We start from the raw sequence: 18678 nt of genomic DNA, 5'->3' as shown, positions 1-18678 counted from the left end.
CCGACAGAGGAGTGCACATGGCCGGTCTCGGCACCACAGAGCTCTTGATCGTGCTCGGCATCGTCGTCCTCATCTTCGGTGGCCGCAAGCTCCCCGAGTTCGGTCGCGCGCTGCGTCAGTTCAAGGACGAGGTGACCAAGGGAGACGACGAGGACAAGCCGGCCCACCTCGAGGCGGGCGAGGCGGACAAGAAGCCCGAACAGGGCTGAGCTTGGCGCTGCTGCGCGGCAAGGCGCGCCCACCGGGCGGCACCATGCCGCTCATGGACCACCTCCGCGAGCTGCGGGGACGACTCGTCAAAGGCGTGCTGGCCATCGCGGTCGGCACGATCGTCGCCTGGTTCTTCTACGACCAGATCCTCGAGTTCCTCACGCACCCGTACAACGACATCAAGCCGTTGCTCGAGGAGCGAGGCATCGAGTCGAACATCGTCATCACGGGCATCGGCGGCGCGTTCCAGTTCCAGCTGAAGATCTCCTTCGTCGCCGGCTTGATCGCGTCCAGCCCGATCTGGCTCTGGCAGGCGTGGGCCTTCATCCTCCCGGCGCTGCACCGCAACGAGAAGAAGTGGGCCCTGCTGCTCACCGCCACCGGTGCGCCCTTGTTCATCGCCGGCGCCGCGCTGGCGTACGTCGTGCTGCCCAAGGCGATCAACGTGCTGATCGGATTCGTGCCCGACGGCGTCGACAGCCTGGTCACCGGCGCGGAGTACTTCGACTTCATCATCCGGATGATGCTCGTGTTCGGCGTCGCGGCGGAGATCCCGCTCGTCGTGGTGCTGCTGAACCGGCTCGGTGTGGTCAGCGGCAAGCAGCTCGCCACCGCGCGGCCGTGGACCATCGTGGGCATCTTCGTCTTCGCCGCGGTGGCGACGCCGAGCACGGACCCGCTCTCGATGCTGTTCCTCGCCGTCCCGATGACCGTCCTGTACGGCCTCGCCGAGGTCCTGGCCCACCTCGCCGACAGGCAGCGCCGACGTGCCCAGAAGGAGCCGTCCGGCTCGTTAGGCTGAGCCCATGCACGTCGCCCTCGTCGTCAACCCGGTTTCCGGCAAGCGGCAGGGGGACCGCATCGCCACCGAGGCCGAACGCGTCCTGCTGGACCGCGGCCACCAGACCGCCCGCATCCAGGGCGACGACGCCGCGCACGCCCGCGAGCAGCTCGACAAGGCCCTGGAGACGGGCGTCGACACCGTCGTGGTCGTGGGCGGCGACGGAGCACTGCACGACATCCTCCCGGTGGTCGCCGGCCGTGACCTGACCGTCGGGCTGCTGCCGGCCGGGACGGGCAACGACACCGCGCGGTCGCTCGGGATCCCCGTCAAGGATCCCGCTGCGGCGCTGGAGCTCGTGCTGGCGGGCCACACCCGCACGATCGACCTCGCCCAGACCGACGACGGCTCGTCCGTGGTCACCGTCGTGGCGTCGGGGTTCGACTCCAAGGTCAACGAGCGGGCCAACGCGATGACGTGGCCGCGCGGCAACATGCGCTACAACATCGCCATCGTGGCCGAGCTGCGGGCGTTCCAGCCGCTGCCGTTCACCATCACGCTGGACGGCGAGACCATCGAGCGGGAGGCGATGCTCGCGGCCGTGGGCAACGGGCCGTCGTTCGGCGGCGGCCTCCGGCTGTGCGAGGGCGCGGTGATGGACGACGGGCTGCTCGACGTCGTGATCATCAACCCGGTGAGCAAGGCGAAGCTGCTCCGGGTGTTCCCTCGCCTGTACAAGGGCACGCACACGACCATCCCGGAGTTCGAGCGACACCGGGTGCGCGAGGTGACGCTCTCGTCGCCCGGGATCGTCGCCTACGGCGACGGTGAGCGCCTCGGACCGCTGCCGATGACCACCGTGGTCCGGCCCGGAGCCCTCCGAGTGCTCAGTCCCGCCTGAGCGCCCAGGAGCAGACGGCCAGCGTGGCCACCTCGAGCACGGCGAAGGACGCCTGCGTCCCCGTGACGTCGCCGTCGGCGAGGAAGCCGATGATCCGGCCCAGTGCCAGCGACCCGCCGACGAGCGCGCCCAGGAGCAGCGCCATGGTCAGCCACTCGGTCTTCCGGACGCACAGGGCGAAGAACAGGCCGATGCCGAGCGCCACGCCGCCGGAGACCGCTCTGATCTCCGTCAGCGAGCTGGCCTTGCTCGGCTCCGCGCCGGTCGCCAGGTCGGTCATCGCGCCCGGTGCGGCGATGAACGCCACGCCGATGAACAGGAACACGAGGGCGAGGATCCCCACGATCGTCTTCTGCACCATGTCGGCCATGCTCGCACGTCCGGCCGATCCACCGGGTGACCCGTAACCTGGACGTATGTCCTCCCCGGCCGAGCGATACGCCCGATCGCGCGCGGACCGGGACCACCCGTACCTCGCCGAGTTCCGCGGCCACCACACGTTCACGCTCGACGACTTCCAGGTGCGGGCCTGCCGCGCCGTCGAGGACGGGCAGGGGGTCCTGGTCGCCGCGCCGACGGGATCCGGCAAGACGATCGTGGGCGAGTTCGCCGTGCACCTGGCGCTGGCCACCGGCCGCAAGTGCTTCTACACGACGCCGATCAAGGCCCTGTCCAACCAGAAGTACACCGACCTCGTCGCCCGCCACGGCGCCGAGAACGTCGGCCTGCTGACCGGCGACAACACCATCAACGGCGAGGCACCGGTGGTCGTCATGACCACCGAGGTGCTGCGCAACATGCTCTACGCCGGCTCGAGCACGCTCGTCGGGCTGGGGTTCGTCGTCATGGACGAGGTGCACTACCTCGCCGACCGCTTCCGCGGCGCCGTCTGGGAGGAGGTCATCATCGGGCTGCCCGAGTCCGTGGCCGTCATCTCCCTGTCCGCCACGGTCTCCAACGCCGAGGAGTTCGGCGAGTGGCTCACCGAGGTCCGCGGCCACACCACCACGATCGTCGAGGAGCGACGTCCGGTGCCGCTGCACCAGCACGTGCTCGTCGGCCGCCGGCTGTTCCCGCTGTTCGAGGACGAGGACGGCACCGTGAACCGCCAGCTGGAGCGCATGGCGCGCGAGGACTGGCAGCTGTCCCGGATGAGCAAGGGCCGCCCACCGCGCGGTGGACGTCGTCCACGCAGCCACCACCGCACGCCAGGCCGGGTCGAGCTGGTGGAGAAGCTCGACGCCGAGGCGCTGCTGCCGGCCATCGTGTTCGTGTTCAGCCGGGCCGGCTGCGACGCCGCCGTGCGCCAGGTCGCCGACGCCCGGTTCACCCTGACCACGCCGGAGGAGCAGGAGGAGATCGGCTCCGCCGTCGACGCCGCTTGCGCGCACCTGCCCGACGCCGACCTGCACGTCCTGGGCTTCCACGACTTCCGGGCAGCGCTGGTGCGCGGCATCGCGTCGCACCACGCCGGCATGCTGCCGACCTTCAAGGAGGTCGTCGAGGACCTGTTCAGCGCCGGGCTGGTGAAGGTCGTCTTCGCGACCGAGACCCTGGCACTCGGCATCAACATGCCCGCACGGTCCGTCGTGATCGAGCGGCTGTCGAAGTGGAACGGCGAGGCGCACGTCGACATCACGCCGGGGGAGTACACCCAGCTGACCGGGCGGGCCGGCCGCCGCGGCATCGACGTCGAGGGCCACGGCGTGGTCCTGTGGCAGCCTGGCCTGGACCCGCGCCAGGTGGCGGGTCTCGCGTCCACGCGTACGTATCCGTTGAACTCGTCGTTCCAGCCGTCGTACAACATGGCGGTCAACCTGGTCGCCCAGGTGGGGCGCGAGCGGGCGCGCGAGCTGCTGGAGCAGTCGTTCGCCCAGTTCCAGGCCGACCGCGCCGTCGTCGGACTGGCCCGGCAGATCCACAAGGCCGACGAGGCGCTGGCGGGCTACCAGGAGTCGGCGACGTGCCACCTCGGCGACTTCATGGAGTACGCGGCGATGCGGCGTGAGCTGAGCGACCTCGAGTCGTCCGGCTCGAAGACCCGTCGCGCGGCCGAGCGCGCCCAGGTCGTCGAGTCGCTGAGCGGGCTCAAGGTGGGCGACGTCATCAACGTGCCCGCGGGCCGCTGGGCCGGCCTCGCCGTGGTGCTCGACCCGGGTCACCGCCAGTCGGCGGACGACCCGCGACCCATGGTGCTGACGGCCAACCGGCACGCCCGTCGGCTGGCCCTGGTGGACTTCCCGGTGCCGGTCGAGGCCATCACGCGCATGCGCATCCCGAAGTCGTTCAGCGCTCGTAACCCGCAGGCCCGTCGCGATCTCGCGTCGGCCCTGCGCGACCGCGCCGAGGGCGTCGCCTGGCGGCGGGACAAGCCGTACCGGGAGAACCTGCTGCGGGAGGATCCCCGGATCGCGGAGCTGCGCACCAAGCTGCGCGAGCACCCGTGCCATGCGTGTCCGGACCGCGAGTCCCACGCCCGTTGGGCGGAGCGGTACCTGAAGCTGGAGCGCGACACCGCGAACCAGCGTCGTCGCATCGAGCAGCGCACCAACACGGTGGCCCGCCAGTTCGACCGGGTCTGCGAGGTGCTGCGCGCGCTCGACTACCTCGACGGCGACACCGTCACCCCGGACGGCCTGCGGCTGCAGCGCGTCTACAGCGAGCTCGACCTGCTGATCAGCGAGTGCCTGCGCGCCGGCGTGTGGGCCGGCCTGGACGCCGCCGAGCTCGCGGCCGTCGTGAGCGGTCTGACGTTCGAGTCCCGCACCGGCGACGAGACGCCGGCGCCGCTGCTGCCGACCCGGCGGATCGTCGACGTCACCGAGACGATGGCGTCGATCTGCAGCGACCTCAAGCGACTCGAGCGCGAGCACCGCTTGAGCTACCTGCGGTTCCCGGACTTCGGCTTCGCCCATGCCGTGTGGACGTGGGCGCAGGGCGCGTCGCTCGACGACGTGCTCCGCGAGACCGAGATGGCCGCCGGCGACTTCGTGCGCGCCATGAAGCAGCTCATCGACGTGCTGGCCCAGGTGGCCTCCGCCGCCGGCCCGGGCGACCTCCGCTCGACGGCGCACGAGGCGCTGGACGACCTCCGGCGCGGCGTGGTGACGTACACCTCCGTCGCCAGCTGACCCCGACATCTGCTCCGAAGACCACCACCGCAACCCGGCAGGGTGGTGGTCACGGGAGCAGATCTCGCGGCAGGGAGGCCGCGTCGAGCGAACGCAGCTCCGCGGGGGCGGGGAACGGCAGCTCGTAGGAGTCAGGATTCGCGCCGATGACCGCGGCGGTGCCGAAGTCGTCCGCGAGCACGACGACGCCCTCGAGGCTCACCTCGCTGATGCGGACCCGCCGTTCCGTACCGTCCTCGAGCTGGAGGCTGTACCGGTCGGCCAGGTAGCCGATGCCCAGCTCCTCGAGCGCGCGCTCGGCCTCGGCGTAGTCGACCGGCGCCGAGGTGTGCCGACGGCCGAGCAGGTCGACGACGTGGAAGCCGTCCCCGTCCGGCTCGAGCCAACCCACGAGCTCGCCGTCGGGGCGTCGGTGCTCGATCCAGTCCGACCGGGTCACCCCAGGGCCTCGATGACGCGGCCGGACACGCTGCCGAGGCCCCACTGCTCGCCGAAGGCGGTCAGGGCGTCCTTCTGGTCCTGGGAGAGCGGCTCGCGGACGAGGACGTCGGTGGGACAGGCGTCGCTGCTGACGGTGACGACCTTCCGGGCGACGTGAATGTACTCCTCGGAGTCCAGCAGGGACTGCCGGGCGCGGGGCTTGATCGAGCTGAACGGCTGGCGTGCGGCCTCGAGGATGCCGTCGAGGTCGCCGAACTCCTTGAGCAGCGTGGCGGCGGTCTTCTCGCCGATGCCGGGGACGCCGGGGATGCCGTCGGAGGTGTCGCCGCGCATCACGGCGAAGTCGACGTACTGACGCGACTCGATGCCGTACTTGGTGCGGATCCACGCCTCGTCGACGACGTCGTGGTTCCCGACGCCGCGCGCGACGTAGAGGATCCGGACCGGCCGGGCGTCGTCGACGAGCTGGAAGAGGTCACGGTCACCGGTGACGGCGTCGACCGGCCCGTCCCAGGAGCGCGCGAGCGTGCCGATGATGTCGTCCGCCTCAGCACCCTGGGCGCCGACGACGGGGATGCCGATCAGGCCGAACGCCTCCGCGATGAGCGGCACCTGAGGCGTGAGGAGGTCGGGCACCTCCTCGGCGAGGTCGGCCGGATCGGCCAGCCGGTGCGTCTTGTAGGACGGCAGCAGGTCGACCCGCCAGGCCGGCCGCCAGTCGTCGTCCCAGCACGCCACGACGGCGTCGGGGGAGTACTGGGCGGTCAGGGTCGCGACGAAGTCGAGGATCCCGCGGACCGCGTTCACCACCGTGCCGTCCGGCGCCTTCAGCGAGTCCGGGACGCCGTAGAACGCCCGGAAGTACAGGCTGGCCGAGTCGAGCAGCATGAGTCGTCGGGACATGGTCCTCCGCACGTGGATCGGCGCCGACACCCTGACGGGTGCCGACGCCGATCCTACGCAGGTCAGCGCGCCGCGTGGGCGAGCTGTCCGGCCTTGCCGTGGCCCTTGGCGTGTCCCTTGCCGGGGTGCTTCGGAGCGAAGCTGCCGTCGGGGAACAGGCCCGTCTTCGACATCGTGAGGATGGCGGTCGCGTGCGCGGCGGCGTCGCCGAGCTCGAACAGCGCATCGTCGTTGATGTTGGTGATGTCGTCGCACGCCGAGTGGTAGCACTCGTCGTACGCCTCACCGGCGGTACCGCCGTAGATCTCCGCCTCCTCGGCGGTCTTCTCACCCTCGGCGCCGCTGAACAGGCCGCCCGCCGGGATGCCGGCCTCGATGAACGGTCCGTAGTCGGAACGTCCGTCGAACGCGGTCGGCGCGGACGCGAGTCCCTGGCCGTCGAAGTAGTCCGTGAAGATCTTCTCGATCGCACCGGACCCGGGCGGACCTGCGACGTCCTCGGACGAGCCGTCGCCGTCGTACACGAACCGGACGTAGTTCGGCGAGCCGACCATGTCGAAGTTCAGGTTCGCGTAGATGCCGTCGCGCTCGGCCTGGCTGAGCGACGCGACGTAGTGCTCGGCGCCCAGCAGGCCCGACTCCTCGGCGCCCCAGAAGGCGAAGCGGACCGGCCGTTGCAGCTTCTTGGTGAGCTTCAGCGCCGACATCTGCTCCGCGATCTCCAGGATCGTCGCCGAGCCCGAGCCGTTGTCGTTGATGCCCGGTCCGGCAGCGACGCTGTCGAGGTGCGCCCCGACGACGACGGTGTCGTTCGGGTTCTTGACCTTCTTGGCGTCCTTCGACGACAGGTCGGCGATCACGTTCTCCGTCGTGCGCGACGGGTCGTTCTCCGTCTTCGTGGTGACGTGCGCGGTGACCGTTCCGGACTCGGCCTGCTCGATCAGCTCCACGGCGTCGGCGTAGGACAGACCGACGACCGGCACCCCGGCCTCGCCGCCGAGTGTGCCGACGGTCAGGTCGGTTCGGCCCGGGTTGCCCTCGTTGAAGATGATGACCGCGTCGTAGCCGGCTGCCTCGGCGTTCGCCACCTTGACCGCGAAGTCGCACGACCCGCGCTGGATCAGCGCGATCGCCGGATCGGCCGGTGCCGCCTCGAAGTCCTCCGGCTCGCAGCCCGAGGTGCTGCTGGGCTCCTCGGTGGCCGGGATCACGACGTCGTTCGTGGGCACGACGGCGCCGGTGACGTCGTCGGCCCCGGAGTAGTCGAACGTGGCGGTCTCCAGGTCGCGCTCGACGGGCGTGAGCTGCGTCAGCGTGGCGGGCTCGAGCTCCTGGAAGAACGGGAACTGGAACTCCTGACGGGTGACGGTGTAGCCGGCCTTCTCGAGCTGATCGGCCACGTAGTCGGCCGAGGCCGTGTGACCCGGCAGACCCGAGGCTCGGTTGCCGCCGTTGGCGGTCGCGATGTCCTGCAGCGCCCGCAGGTGCGACAGGATGCCGCGAACCGTGACGGCGTCGGTCAGAGCAGACGTGTCGACGGTGTCTCCGTGACCGCCCTTCGGGCCTTTGGCCTGTGCGGGCGCGGCGGCGACGAGTGCTCCGGTGAGCACGATGGCCGCGGTCGCGGCCAGCGTTCTACGCATCGGTGTGCGCATGTGGACCCCCCGATCCAGATGGTGTGTGGTTCCGGTCACAGTACGTCACTCTGCTGTCTGCCGCCCACGGCCCGGCACCCCCGCCGGCGCCGTGGGTAGGCTCGACGGGTGACGAACCGATGGAGCCGCGCGCAGCAGCTGGCGGCAGACCGAGGCATCGACGCCCTGCTCATCACTCCGGGCGCTGACCTGCGCTATCTCACCGGCTACCACGCCCTGCCACTGGAGCGCCTGACCTGCCTGGTCCTCCCGGCCGAGGGCGACCCGACGCTGGTCGTCCCCACGCTGGAGAAGCCGGCCGCCGTGGCCTCCGGCGTCGACCTGGCCATCGCCTCCTGGGACGAGACGGACGACCCGTTCGCCCTGGTCGCGTCGCTCGTGCCGCAGGCCGGCACGCTCGGCGTCGACGACCACATGTGGGCGTCACGGGTCTTCGCCCTGCAGGCGACCTTCCCGGACGCGAAGACCGTGCTCGCCGGGCCCATCGTCCAGGAGCTGCGGCTGCGCAAGACCCCCGACGAGGTGGACGCCCTGCGCGAGGCCGGCGCGGCCATCGACCGCGTGCACGAGCGCATGGGGGAGTGGCTGCGCCCCGGGCGCACGGAGCGCGAGGTCGGCGCGGACATCGCGCGGGCCATCCTCGACGAGGGACACGCCACGGTCGACTTCGTGATCGTCGGGTCCGGTCCCAACGGCGCCTCGCCGCACCACGACGTCTCCGACCGCGTCATCGAGGTCGGCGACCCGGTCGTCGTCGACATCGGCGGCACCACGCCGGCCGGCTACTGCTCGGACTCCACCCGGAACTACCTGGCGGGTGGCACGCCACCGGACGGCTACGCCGACGCCTACGCGGCCCTCGAGGCGGCCCAGGCGGCTCAGCGCGAGCACGCCCGGCCCGGCGTCACGGCCGAGTCCGTCGACGCCGTGGGCCGTGACCTGCTCACCGAGGCCGGCTACGGCGACCGCTTCATCCACCGGACCGGACACGGCATCGGCCAGGAGACGCACGAGGAGCCGTACATCGTCGCCGGCAACACCACCGTGCTCGAGCCGGGCATGGCGTTCTCGATCGAGCCCGGCGTGTACCTCGACGGCCGCTTCGGGGCGCGGATCGAGGACATCGCCGTGTGCACCGACAACGGCCTCGAGGTGCTCAACAACACGCCCCGCAACCTGGTGGTTCTCTCCTAGTGGATCTTCCCCAGGAAAGCGCTCTGCATCCTGATGAGCCGAGTTCCGCACCGTCCGCCGCGCTTTCCCGGGGGCCCCGAATGAGTTGGCGCGTCGCCGGGGTGCTGGCCGCCCTGTGCGGCGTGGTCTGCTCGCTGGCGTTCGACCCCGCGGCCGTCCCGTACGCGATGGTCGTCGGCGTCGCGGGTCTGATCTGGGTCGCCCGGCAGCTGGGCGACGCCCGCCGACGGGTGGTGCTGGCCGTGGGCGCCGTCTACGGCCTGGCGTTCATGGGCCCGCTGATCTGGTGGATGAACGCGGTGAGCGAGGGCGCGTACGTGGCGCTGGTGCTTGCGGAGACGGTCTTCTTCGCCGTCATCATGCTGGCGCTCCGCGCGGCCTGCCGGCTGCCGCGCTGGCCGCTCTGGGGCGCGGCCGTGTGGGTGCTCGGCGAGACCGCACGCAGCAGCTTCCCGTTCAGCGGGTTCCCGTGGGGCCGGCTCGTGCACACGTCGCTGGACACGCCGTTCGAGGCGTACACGCGGCTGATCGGCATGCCGGCGACGTCCGCGGTCTTGTTCGTCGTGGCGGCGATGCTCGTGGTCGCGGCGACGAGCGGCTCCTGGCGAGCCCGGCTCGTCCCGGTGGGCGTCGTGCTGGCGCTCGCGACGATCGGCGCGCTGCTCCCGACGGGCGTCGCAGGCCAGGCGGGCGACCGCCGCATCGCCCTGGTGCAGGGCGACGTCCCCGGCGCGTTCCTCACCTGGCCGCGCGGCGCGATCTTCGAGCTGCACGCCGACGAGACCCGTCGCCTGATCGACCGGATCCGCAGTGGCGACGAGCCCCAGCCGGACGCCGTGCTGTGGCCGGAGAACGCCACCGACATCGATCCGTACCACGACACCGCCGCGCGATCGACCATCGAGACCCTCTCGCGCGGCCTGGACGCGCCGATCCTGGTGGGCGGCATCTTCGATGGTGCAACCACGGACACTGCCCGCAACGCCGGCGTGGTGTGGGACGCCGACGGACCGGGTCAGATCTACGTGAAGCGCAAGCCCGTGCCCTACGGCGAGTACGTGCCGTTCCGGCACGAGCTCGGCGGCCTGGTGCCGCGGTTCGACCGCGACATCCCGCGAGACTTCCTCCCGGGCAAGAAGCCGGGGGCGCTGCGCATCGGGAACCTCGTCGTGGGCGACACCATCTGCTGGGACATCGCCTACGACGGCGTCGTGCGCGGCACGGTGAAGGCGGGTGGCCAGGTCCTGGTGGTGCAGACCAGCAACGCGAGCTTCACCGGCACGTCGCAGCCGGAGCAGCAGTGGCGCATCTCCCGGCTGCGGGCGATCGAGACCGGTCGCTGGGTCGTGGTGCCGTCCACGAACGGGATCAGCGGCATCGCGGACGCCCACGGCAACGTCGTGAAGCGTGCGCCCTTGCACGAGCCGGCCACCCTGTCCGCGGACGTGCCGCTCGCGTCCGGACTGACGCCGGCCCTGCGCATCGGCGAGCCGCTGGAGTACCTGCTCCTCGCCCTCGGCCTGCTCGGCTGGTGGCTCGGACGGAACCCCAGGGACGACGGATGACCCGGACGCTCGTGGTGATGCCGACCTACAACGAGGTCGAGAACATCGCGGACATCGTCGGACGGGTCCGCCTGGCGCGACCGGAGGCCGACGTCCTCGTCGTCGACGACGGATCGCCGGACGGGACCGGCGCCGTCGTGCAGGAGCTCGCGGAGCAGGACGACCAGGTCAACGCGCTGCACCGGTCCGGGAAGCAAGGACTCGGCGCGGCGTACCGGGCCGGCTTCACGTGGGGACTCGAGCGGGACTACGACGTCCTCGTCGAGATGGACGCGGACGGGTCGCACCAGCCTGAGCAGCTCGGCCGGCTGTTGGACGCGTCGGCCGGGGGCGCGGACCTGGTCATCGGATCGCGCTGGGTGGCCGGGGGAGAGGTGCGGAACTGGCCGCTGCGCCGCAGGCTCATCTCGCGGGGCGGCACGTTCTACGCGCGGTTCATGCTCGGCCTGCCCGTGGTGGACGCCACGGCCGGCTTTCGGGCGTTCCGGCGCAGCGCGCTGGAGCGTATCGACCTCGGCGCCGTCGCGTCGCAGGGGTATTGCTTCCAGATCGACATGACGCGGCGCGTGCACGGGCTCGGGATGACGATCGCCGAGGTGCCCGTGACGTTCGTCGAGCGTCAGCGGGGGGCGTCGAAGATGAGCGGCGCCATCGTGCGCGAGGCGCTCTGGAGGGTCACGCTGTGGGGCCTGGCACGACTGGTGCCAGGCCACCGTCAGCGTGTGTCAGGCTGACTTCTTGCCGCGGCGGTGCAGGTGCGGCGGGCCGATCTCTCCCGCACGGAGCAGCTCGAGGCGCTCGGTGAGGATCTCCTCGAGCTCGGACTCCGAGCGACGCTCGAGCAGCATGTCCCAGTGCGTGCGGACCGGCTTCTCGGCCTTCTTCTCCGGCGGCTCGAAGTCGACGCGGCGGCCGAGCTGGCCCGTCTTCGGGTCCTCCCACTCCGCGGGGATCTCGGCCTCGTCGGCCATGGTCACGGTGAACGTGTGTCCGTCGTCGCAGACGTACTCGATCTCCTGGCGGGGGGCCATCTCGACGCCGCGCTCGTCCTCGAAGCTTTGCGATCCGAGTCGTGCGCCGCGCAGTGCGCGCTCTGCCATCATTCCCCCTTCGGTGGATGTCTCGTTGTTCACTTCAACGTACGACACCTGCTTGAGATTCCCCTGAGCGTCGCGCTCGTGGGAACCGGGTCACTCTCAGCGTGGCAGGAGTGCGCGATCGCGCACCTCGGGCGGCACGCGCAGCAGGGCGAGCAGGCCCACGACCAGCACGAGCAGGATGCCGATGATCCCCCAGCGGTCGTCCCCACCGAGGAACGCCATCAGGCCGAACAGGGCGGGGGAGAGGAACGAGACGGCCCGGCCCGTCATGGCGTAGAGGCCGAAGTGCTGGCCTTCCTTGCCGACGGGCGTGAGGCGGATCAGGTACGTCCTGGACGCCGACTGGGCGGGACCGACGAACAACGTCAGCACCAGGCCGAAGATCCAGAAGGCCAGCGACCCGCTGACGAACAGCAGCACGAGCCCGGCGGCGAGCATGCACACCAACGACGTGACGATGACCCGCCGCGGACCGATGCGGTCGTCGAGGCGGCCTGCGACGAACGCGCCGGCGGCCGCGGTGACGTTGGCGACCACGCCGAAGATCAGGACGTCGTCCTTGCTGATGTCGTAGACCGAGACGGCGATGACGGCGCCGAACGTGAAGACTCCGGCGAGCCCGTCGCGGTACAGCGCGCTGGCGGCCAGGAAGAGCGCGGTGGTGCGCTCCTCGCGCCACATCGTGCGGAGCTCGGCGAACAGGACCCGGTAGGACTCGACGAACCCGGCCGGCGGCACCGGGCTCGCCTCCGCGGGCAGCTCGGGGACGGTGATCAGCACGGGGATCGCGAACACCAGGAACCACACCGCGGCCACCAGCGCGATGAACCGGATGTCCAGCCCGTCGCGCGTCGGGAGGCCGAGGAGCCCGCCCTCGCCCACGACGAAGCCGACGTAGCAGATCAGCAGCAGCACGATGCCGCCGAGATAGCCGAACGCCCAGCCGACGCCGGAGACCCGGCCGACCGTCTGCGGCGTCGAGACCTGGCGGAGCATCGCGAAGTACGGCACCTGGGCGAGCTCGAACAGGACGGTGCCGACGGCCACGAGCAGGAGGCCGAGCCACAGGTAGTGGTAGTCGTCCTTGACGAGGAAGAGCAGGGCGGTGACGACCACGACGCTCAGCGTCAGCAGGCCGAGTGACCGCTTGCGGTGACCGGTCGCGTCGGAGCGCTGGCCGGTGACCGGGGCGAGCACGGCCAGCACCAGGCCGGCGGCGCCGATCGACCAGCCCAGCCACGAGCTCGCCGAGATCGGTCCGGGCAGGTCCTCGCCGACCGCATCGGTGAGGTAGACCGAGAAGATGAACGTGACGATGACGGCGTTGAAGGCGGCGGAACCCCAGTCCCACAGGCTCCACGCGAGGACCTGACGGCGGTCCGTGCGTCGCGCGACGGCGACGGACTCCGTCATGCCTGCTCCTTCCACTGTCCGCGCTCCTCGAGCACGCTGCGCAGCACGTCGGGACGGTCCGTGACGATCCCGTCGACGCCGATGTCGAGCAAGGATCGCATCTCGTCGGGGTCATCGACGGTCCAGACGTGCACCGGCAGCTCGAGCAGGTGGGCCCGGCGGACGAAGCCAGGCGTGACGACGGTGATCCGGCCGCGGCGTCGCGGCACCTGCACGCAGCGGCCACCACGGCGGACGCCGAACGACTGCACCCGTCGCGTCGGGCCGACCCGCAGCCGGGCCACCTCGGCGGGGGAGAAGGACGTGGTGATCCCGGGTTCCAGGGCCCGGATGCGCTGGAGTCTCACGTCCGAGAACGACGCCAGGCACACCCGGTCGAGCGCGTCGTGCTCGCGGAGGACGTCGAGCGTGGCCTCGACAGCGTCGTCCGCCTTCACGTCGATGTTGAACCGGGCGTCGGGGAACGCCTCGAGCAGTGCGTCGAGCCGGGGGATCGGCTCACGTCCACCGAGACGCACGGAGTCGATCAGCTGCGAGCTGGCCTGGCCGATCGGCGTCGGTACGCCCGCGAGGCGGGACAGGTCGACGTCGTGAAACGCGTAGACGACCCCGTCGGACGACCGGTGCACGTCGGTCTCCATGTACGTGTAGCCGAGCGCGACGGCGTTGGCGAACGCGGTGATCGTGTTCTCGATGCCCTCGTTCCCCGGGAGCAGCGCGCCGCCTCGGTGCGCCAGAGGCAGGGGAGCGGGGCCGTCGAGGTATGTCATGTCACGGTCCTTGAGCTTGTCGAAAGGACGCTTCGACAAGCTCAACGTCCAATCAGATGTCCCGGAAGGTCTCGATCTGCGCCCCAAGGGCGTTCAGCCGCTCGGCGAGGTCCTCGTAGCCGCGGTTGATGACGTAGACGCTGCGCAGCACCGACGTGCCCTTGGCGGCGAGCATCGCGAGCAGGATCACGACGGCAGGCCGGAGCGCGGGCGGGCACACCAGCTCGGTGCCGCTCCAGTGCGTGGGACCCTCGATCAGCACGCGGTGCGGGTCGAGCAGCTTGACCTGGGCGCCGAGCTTGTTGAGCTCGGTGAGGTAGATGGCCCGGTTCTCGTAGACCCAGTCGTGCAGCATCGTCGAGCCCTCGGCCGTGGCCGCGATGACGGCGAAGAACGGCAGGTTGTCGATGTTGAGGCCCGGGAACGGCATCGGGTGGATCTTGTCGATCGGGGCCCGGAGCTTCGACGGGTGCGTGGTGATGTCGACGAGGCGGGTGTGGCCGTTCTCGGCCATGTACTCCTCGCCGCGGTCGTAGTGGAAGCCCATCTCCTCGAGCAGCGCGAGCTCGATCTCCATGAACTCGATCGGGACCCGGCGGACGGTGATGCTCGAGCCGGTGACGATCGCGGCGGCGATCAGGCTCATCGCCTCGATGGGGTCCTCGCTGGGCGCGTACTCGACGTCGGTGTTGATGACCGGGCGGCCGGTGACGCGCAGCGTGGTGGTGCCGATGCCCTCGATGTCGACGCCGAGCTTCTGCAGGAAGAAGCACAGGTCCTGGACCATGTAGTTGGGGCTGGCGTTGCGGATGACGGTGACGCCGTCGTAGCGGGCGGCCGCGAGCAGGGCGTTCTCGGTGACGGTGTCGCCGCGCTCGGTGAGGACGATGGGCCGCTCCGGCCCGACGCCTGTGGCGGTCTGCGCGTGGTAGCTGCCCTCGGTGGCGACGACCTTGAGCCCGAACGGCCGCAGCGCGGTCATGTGCGGCTCCACCGTGCGGGTGCCGAGGTCGCAGCCACCGGCGTAGGGCAGCTCGAAGGTGTCGGTCCGGTGCATCAGCGGGCCGAGGAACATGATGATGCTGCGGGTGCGCCGGGCCGCGTCGGCGTCCATGGCGGCGAGGTCGAGGTCGCGGGGGACGACGAGCTCGAGGTCGTTCTCCTCGTTGAGCCAGCGGACCTTCACGCCGATGGACTCGAGCACCTCGAGCAGGCGGTTGACCTCCTCGATGCGCGCGACCTTGCGCAGCACCGTGGTGCCCTCGTTGAGCAGCGACGCGCAGAGCAGCGCGACGCCGGCGTTCTTGCTGGACTTCACGTCGATCGCGCCGGACAGGGTGGTGCCGCCGCGCACGCGGAGGTGGCTGGGGCCCGACGTGCCGACGCTGACGAGCTCGGAGTCGAGGGCGCTGCCGATGCGCGCGAGCATGTCGAGCGTCAGGTTCTGCTGGCCCTGCTCGATGCGGTTCACGGCGCTCTGGCTGGTGCGCAGCTCGGTGGCGAGCTGCGCCTGCGTGAGCCCGCTGTGCTGGCGTGCGTCGCGGATCAGGGCGCCGATGCGCGCCAGGTAGTCGTCGCGTTCTGACATGGTCCCCCCACTGTATATCTCAGATATGAGATACGGCTAGTCGTGGCCGGGTGTCGTCCTGGGCCGCAGCAGGAGGGCCACGAGGACGCCGGCGACGGTGAGCGCACCGGCCACCACGCCGACGATACCCACGTGGGCCTCGGACCCCAGCACCTCGATCAGCTCGGCGCCGATGACCTGCCCGGCGATCATGCTCAGACCCAGCACGAGGACGCCGTGGACGCGCACGAGAGCGGCAGCGAGCCAGATCACGACGACGCCCATCGTGCCGCCGGCGTAGAGCCACCAGGTGTGGGGGAGACCGTCGAGGTGACCGGGCGCCAGGAAGCTCAGCGCCAGCGCGACGACCAGCACGACCGTGCCGACGGCGAAGTTGTTCAGCGTCGTCGGCCAGGGGCCGCCCACCGCGGAGACGCGACCGTTGAGGGCCTGCTGGAACGAGGAGCCCACGCCGGCCAGGAGCGGCAGCAGCGCGAACGCGGCGACCTTCAGGTCGAAGGAGTCGACGAGCCGCTCGCTCGTGGCGAGGATCACGGCCAGCACGGCGAACGACGCCGCCACGGCGCGCGGCGTGCTGAACGCCTGGTGACCCGAGGGGCCGAGACCGCGGTGGTCGACGAGGAGCGCGCTCGAGGACTGGCCGGCCGTCACGGCGACGCTGAACAGCGCCACGCCGATGGTGCCGACGGTGATGCCCTGCGTCGCCACCAGGAAGGCGCCCAGGGCGCCTCCGACGAGCTCGACCGGACGCAGCCGGCCCTCGCGTCGCGCGAGGTGGATGGCCCGGTGGCCGGCGCGACCGTGGGGGAGTGCGGCGGTGATCGCCGCCACCACGACCAGTCCGGTACCGAAGCTGATCACCGCGGCCGCGAAGCCGGCACGTGCGCCGGAGCCGATCTCGTGCGCGAGCCGGCCGTTGATCTGAGACTGCCCGGCGATCAGCCCGCCGGCGACGAGCATGGCCGGCGCCGCGACGATGCGGAGCGCCGCTGACGGCTCGCTCACGCCACGTCGGTCGTGTCGGAGGGTCCCAGGCGGCGCACGTCGTCGACGCCGCCGAAGTTCTCGACGTGGGACCAGTAGATGCCGAGCCCGGCGGGGGAGACGGTGGCGTCGTGGACACCGAACAGCACCCGGGGCGCGACGCGGGTGACGAACTCGACGGTCTCGGCGACCTTCGCCCACGGTGCGCTGATCGGGACGGCCAGCACGTCGACGTCGTCCGGTGCGTACTCGTACGTGTCGCCGGGATGGAACAGCGTCGGCTCACCGTCGGCCCTCACGAGGACGCCGGTGTTGGCGATGCGGGGGATGGCGGGAACGATCTCGGCGTGCCGCTGCCCGACGCCCTGGATCGTCAGCGCTTCCACCGCCGTGGCGTCGCCGTCCCGATGGGCGGTCCACTGCCCGGCCTTCACGACGGTGGCCGTCTCCGGGTCGCAGAGGAGAGTCGCGCCGGGGTTGCGCTGCAGCAGGCCGCCGAGGCGCTCGTGGTCGACGTGGTCCGGGTGCTGGTGCGTGATCACGACGGCGTCCAGCCCGTCGAGCGCGAACGTCTCGTCCGGACAGAAGACGCCGGGATCGATCAGCAGACGAGCGCCGGCGGCTTCGACGAGGACGGCCGCGTGGCCGTGGCGGGTGATCTTCACCCGGCCATGATGTCAGCGCGCGCGAACGGTGATCCGCGAGCCGTGCCGGGGCACGCTGGTGATGTTGCGGACCTTGGGCACGTCCGGCTCGTCCGCGACGACGTCGAATCGCTGGAGCATCTCGCGCAGCACGGCGACGCCCTCCATGAGCGAGAAGCCCGCCCCGATGCACCGCCGCACGCCGCCGCCGAACGGGATCCAGGTGTTGGCCTGGACCTTCTCGTCGAGGAAGCGTGCCGGGCGGAAGACGTCCGGGTCGGCGAAGTTCTCCTGGTGGCTCAGGATGATCGACGGCGCGACGCTGGCACCCGCCGGGATCTCCGTCCCGCCGATGGTCGCGGGCTGCATCAGCAGCCGGACCACCATCGGGATCACCGGGTGCAGGCGCATCGACTCCTTGAGGACGGCCTCCAGGTACGCGTCGTCGCCCTCGTCGGCCGCCTTCCGGGCCCGGGCGAGGTGCTCACGCGAGCGGCCCAGCTCGTGCAGCGTCCAGGCGAGCGCGGTCGCGGTGGTCTCGTGGCCGGCGAGCAGCAGCGTGACGAGCTGGTCGCGCAGCTCGGCGTCGTTGAGCGGCACCTCGTCCTCGTCGTCGCCGACCAGGATGAGCTGCGACAGGACGTCGGTGCGCGAGGCCAGGTCCGGCTCGGCGCGACGCTCGGCGATGAGCCGGTAGAGCGCGCGGTCGAGCTCGTCGCGGTTGTCCACGAACCGCTTCCACATGCCGTACTTCATCAGCCAGGGGTAGCCGATGCCGATGAGGACGGCCGGACTGACGTTGATGACGCCGCGGAGCAGCGGCCGCAGCTCGCGCAGCCGCGTCTCGTCGGTGAGGCCGAAGACGACCTTCATGATCACCTCGAGGGTGACCGCGTTCATCCGGTCGAGCGAGCGGAACGTCGTGCCGTCGCGCCAGCTCTCTACCTCGCTGCGTGCGATATCGACAACCATGTCCTCGTAGCCCTTCAGGGCGCGGGGCGAGAACGCGGGCATCAGCAGCTTGCGGGCCCGCTTGTGCTCGGCGGAGTCGACGAGCAGCAGGGAGTGCTCGCCCATGATCGCGCCGAGGACGGCGTTGCCCTTGCCCGCGTAGAACACCTCGGGGTCGCCGGCGAAGATCTCCTTGATGTGCTCCGGCCGCGAGAACATGACGATCTGGCGGCCGTCGGGGATGAGCTTGACCGTGAACACGTCGCCGTACTTCCGGTGCAGCCACGGGATGAACGAGTGCCGGTACCGCATGAACGCCAGGCTCTGGACCAGGGCGGGCCAACGCGGGCCGGGCGGCAGCGGGCCCTTCGGGACGGGCGGCCAGTCGGCGATGTAGCTCGGCACGTGGTCCGGGGTCGTCGCGGTCATGGCCTCAGTGTGCCTCCA

Annotated in this window: 18 protein-coding genes; 7 read left to right on the top strand and 11 right to left on the bottom strand. The window is 70.9% G+C overall.

All coding sequences use genetic code 11. The annotated features are described in order from the left end of the window. Nucleotides 1-17: 17 nt before the first annotated feature. From FHP06_RS02365 to FHP06_RS02355, 3 genes are read left to right on the top strand one after another with little or no spacing between them, the layout of a single operon-like run. Entirely contained in the window at nucleotides 18-209 is a 192-nt protein-coding gene (locus FHP06_RS02365; protein ID WP_147683388.1) for a twin-arginine translocase TatA/TatE family subunit, read from the top strand. A gap of 2 nt (nucleotides 210-211) precedes the next feature. Continuing rightward, nucleotides 212-1012: a twin-arginine translocase subunit TatC gene (gene tatC, locus FHP06_RS02360; protein WP_230973378.1), complete on the top strand. Its 801-nt coding sequence runs from the start codon at nucleotides 212-214 to the stop codon at nucleotides 1010-1012. 4 nt (nucleotides 1013-1016) lie between these two features. Continuing rightward, nucleotides 1017-1892, top strand: coding sequence for a diacylglycerol kinase (locus FHP06_RS02355; RefSeq protein WP_147683386.1), 876 nt, complete (start codon nucleotides 1017-1019; stop codon nucleotides 1890-1892). Here FHP06_RS02355 and FHP06_RS02350 read toward each other — a convergent pair. Then, nucleotides 1879-2262 carry a DUF4345 domain-containing protein gene (locus tag FHP06_RS02350; RefSeq protein WP_147683384.1) on the bottom strand — a complete coding sequence of 128 codons (384 nt, stop codon included), beginning with the start codon at nucleotides 2260-2262 and terminating at the stop codon, nucleotides 1879-1881. The two genes, FHP06_RS02355 and FHP06_RS02350, sit on opposite strands and share 14 nt — an antisense overlap. A gap of 46 nt (nucleotides 2263-2308) precedes the next feature. On the opposite strand from FHP06_RS02350, the gene FHP06_RS02345 reads away from it, so the two are divergent. Then, nucleotides 2309-5023 carry a DEAD/DEAH box helicase gene (locus FHP06_RS02345; RefSeq protein ID WP_147683382.1) on the top strand — a complete coding sequence of 905 codons (2715 nt, stop codon included), beginning with the start codon at nucleotides 2309-2311 and terminating at the stop codon, nucleotides 5021-5023. Nucleotides 5024-5072: 49 nt separating this feature from the next. On the opposite strand, the gene FHP06_RS02340 is transcribed toward FHP06_RS02345, so the two are convergent. The 3 genes from FHP06_RS02340 to FHP06_RS02330 form a co-directional block, all read right to left on the bottom strand. Next, entirely contained in the window at nucleotides 5073-5462 is a 390-nt protein-coding gene (locus tag FHP06_RS02340) for a hypothetical protein (protein WP_147683381.1), read from the bottom strand. Continuing rightward, on the bottom strand, nucleotides 5459-6367 hold the full coding sequence (locus FHP06_RS02335; protein ID WP_187271744.1) for a 5'-3' exonuclease: 909 nt from the start codon (nucleotides 6365-6367) through the stop codon (nucleotides 5459-5461). Before FHP06_RS02335 ends, FHP06_RS02340 begins: the two co-directional genes overlap by 4 nt. A gap of 62 nt (nucleotides 6368-6429) precedes the next feature. Next, the gene (locus FHP06_RS02330; RefSeq protein WP_222706322.1) at nucleotides 6430-8010 is read right to left on the bottom strand and encodes a M20/M25/M40 family metallo-hydrolase; all 1581 of its coding nucleotides are present in this window, start codon (nucleotides 8008-8010) and stop codon (nucleotides 6430-6432) included. Between the two features lie 120 nt (nucleotides 8011-8130). Between FHP06_RS02330 and FHP06_RS02325 the strand changes: the two genes are divergently transcribed. The 3 genes from FHP06_RS02325 (at nucleotide 8131) to FHP06_RS02315 (ending at nucleotide 11515) form a co-directional block, all read left to right on the top strand. Further along, entirely contained in the window at nucleotides 8131-9216 is a 1086-nt protein-coding gene (locus FHP06_RS02325) for a M24 family metallopeptidase (RefSeq protein WP_147683377.1), read from the top strand. A gap of 80 nt (nucleotides 9217-9296) precedes the next feature. Next, on the top strand, nucleotides 9297-10781 hold the full coding sequence (gene lnt / locus FHP06_RS02320) for an apolipoprotein N-acyltransferase (RefSeq protein WP_147683375.1): 1485 nt from the start codon (nucleotides 9297-9299) through the stop codon (nucleotides 10779-10781). Continuing rightward, nucleotides 10778-11515 carry a polyprenol monophosphomannose synthase gene (locus tag FHP06_RS02315; protein ID WP_147683373.1) on the top strand — a complete coding sequence of 246 codons (738 nt, stop codon included), beginning with the start codon at nucleotides 10778-10780 and terminating at the stop codon, nucleotides 11513-11515. The genes lnt and FHP06_RS02315 overlap by 4 nt, the downstream gene beginning before the upstream one ends. Here FHP06_RS02315 and FHP06_RS02310 read toward each other — a convergent pair. From FHP06_RS02310 to FHP06_RS02280, 7 genes are all read right to left on the bottom strand, one after another. After that, nucleotides 11507-11881 (bottom strand): RNA polymerase-binding protein RbpA, encoded by a 375-nt coding sequence (locus FHP06_RS02310; RefSeq protein ID WP_147683371.1) that lies wholly within the window; start codon nucleotides 11879-11881, stop codon nucleotides 11507-11509. The two genes, FHP06_RS02315 and FHP06_RS02310, sit on opposite strands and share 9 nt — an antisense overlap. 96 nt (nucleotides 11882-11977) lie before the next feature. After that, nucleotides 11978-13309: an MFS transporter gene (locus tag FHP06_RS02305; protein ID WP_330999590.1), complete on the bottom strand. Its 1332-nt coding sequence runs from the start codon at nucleotides 13307-13309 to the stop codon at nucleotides 11978-11980. Further along, nucleotides 13291-14064, bottom strand: coding sequence for a glycerophosphodiester phosphodiesterase (locus FHP06_RS02300; RefSeq protein WP_147683367.1), 774 nt, complete (start codon nucleotides 14062-14064; stop codon nucleotides 13291-13293). Before FHP06_RS02300 ends, FHP06_RS02305 begins: the two co-directional genes overlap by 19 nt. A 52-nt stretch (nucleotides 14065-14116) precedes the next feature. Next, the gene (locus FHP06_RS02295; protein ID WP_147683365.1) at nucleotides 14117-15652 is read right to left on the bottom strand and encodes a UDP-N-acetylglucosamine 1-carboxyvinyltransferase; all 1536 of its coding nucleotides are present in this window, start codon (nucleotides 15650-15652) and stop codon (nucleotides 14117-14119) included. Nucleotides 15653-15688: 36 nt separating this feature from the next. Then, nucleotides 15689-16657, bottom strand: coding sequence for a DMT family transporter (locus FHP06_RS02290; protein ID WP_222706321.1), 969 nt, complete (start codon nucleotides 16655-16657; stop codon nucleotides 15689-15691). Further along, a complete protein-coding gene (locus tag FHP06_RS02285) occupies nucleotides 16654-17301 on the bottom strand; it encodes an MBL fold metallo-hydrolase (protein ID WP_147683363.1) in 648 nt (215 codons plus the stop codon). The genes FHP06_RS02290 and FHP06_RS02285 overlap by 4 nt, the downstream gene beginning before the upstream one ends. Nucleotides 17302-17313: 12 nt before the next feature. Beyond that, nucleotides 17314-18660 (bottom strand): cytochrome P450, encoded by a 1347-nt coding sequence (locus tag FHP06_RS02280; RefSeq protein WP_147683361.1) that lies wholly within the window; start codon nucleotides 18658-18660, stop codon nucleotides 17314-17316. Between the last annotated feature and the right edge of the window lie 18 nt (nucleotides 18661-18678).

Origin of the sequence: Aeromicrobium terrae (assembly GCF_008039565.1) — a bacterium.
GTDB classification, from domain to species: Bacteria; Actinomycetota; Actinomycetes; order Propionibacteriales; family Nocardioidaceae; genus Aeromicrobium; species Aeromicrobium terrae.
This window is presented reverse-complemented; position numbering and strand designations above follow the sequence as displayed.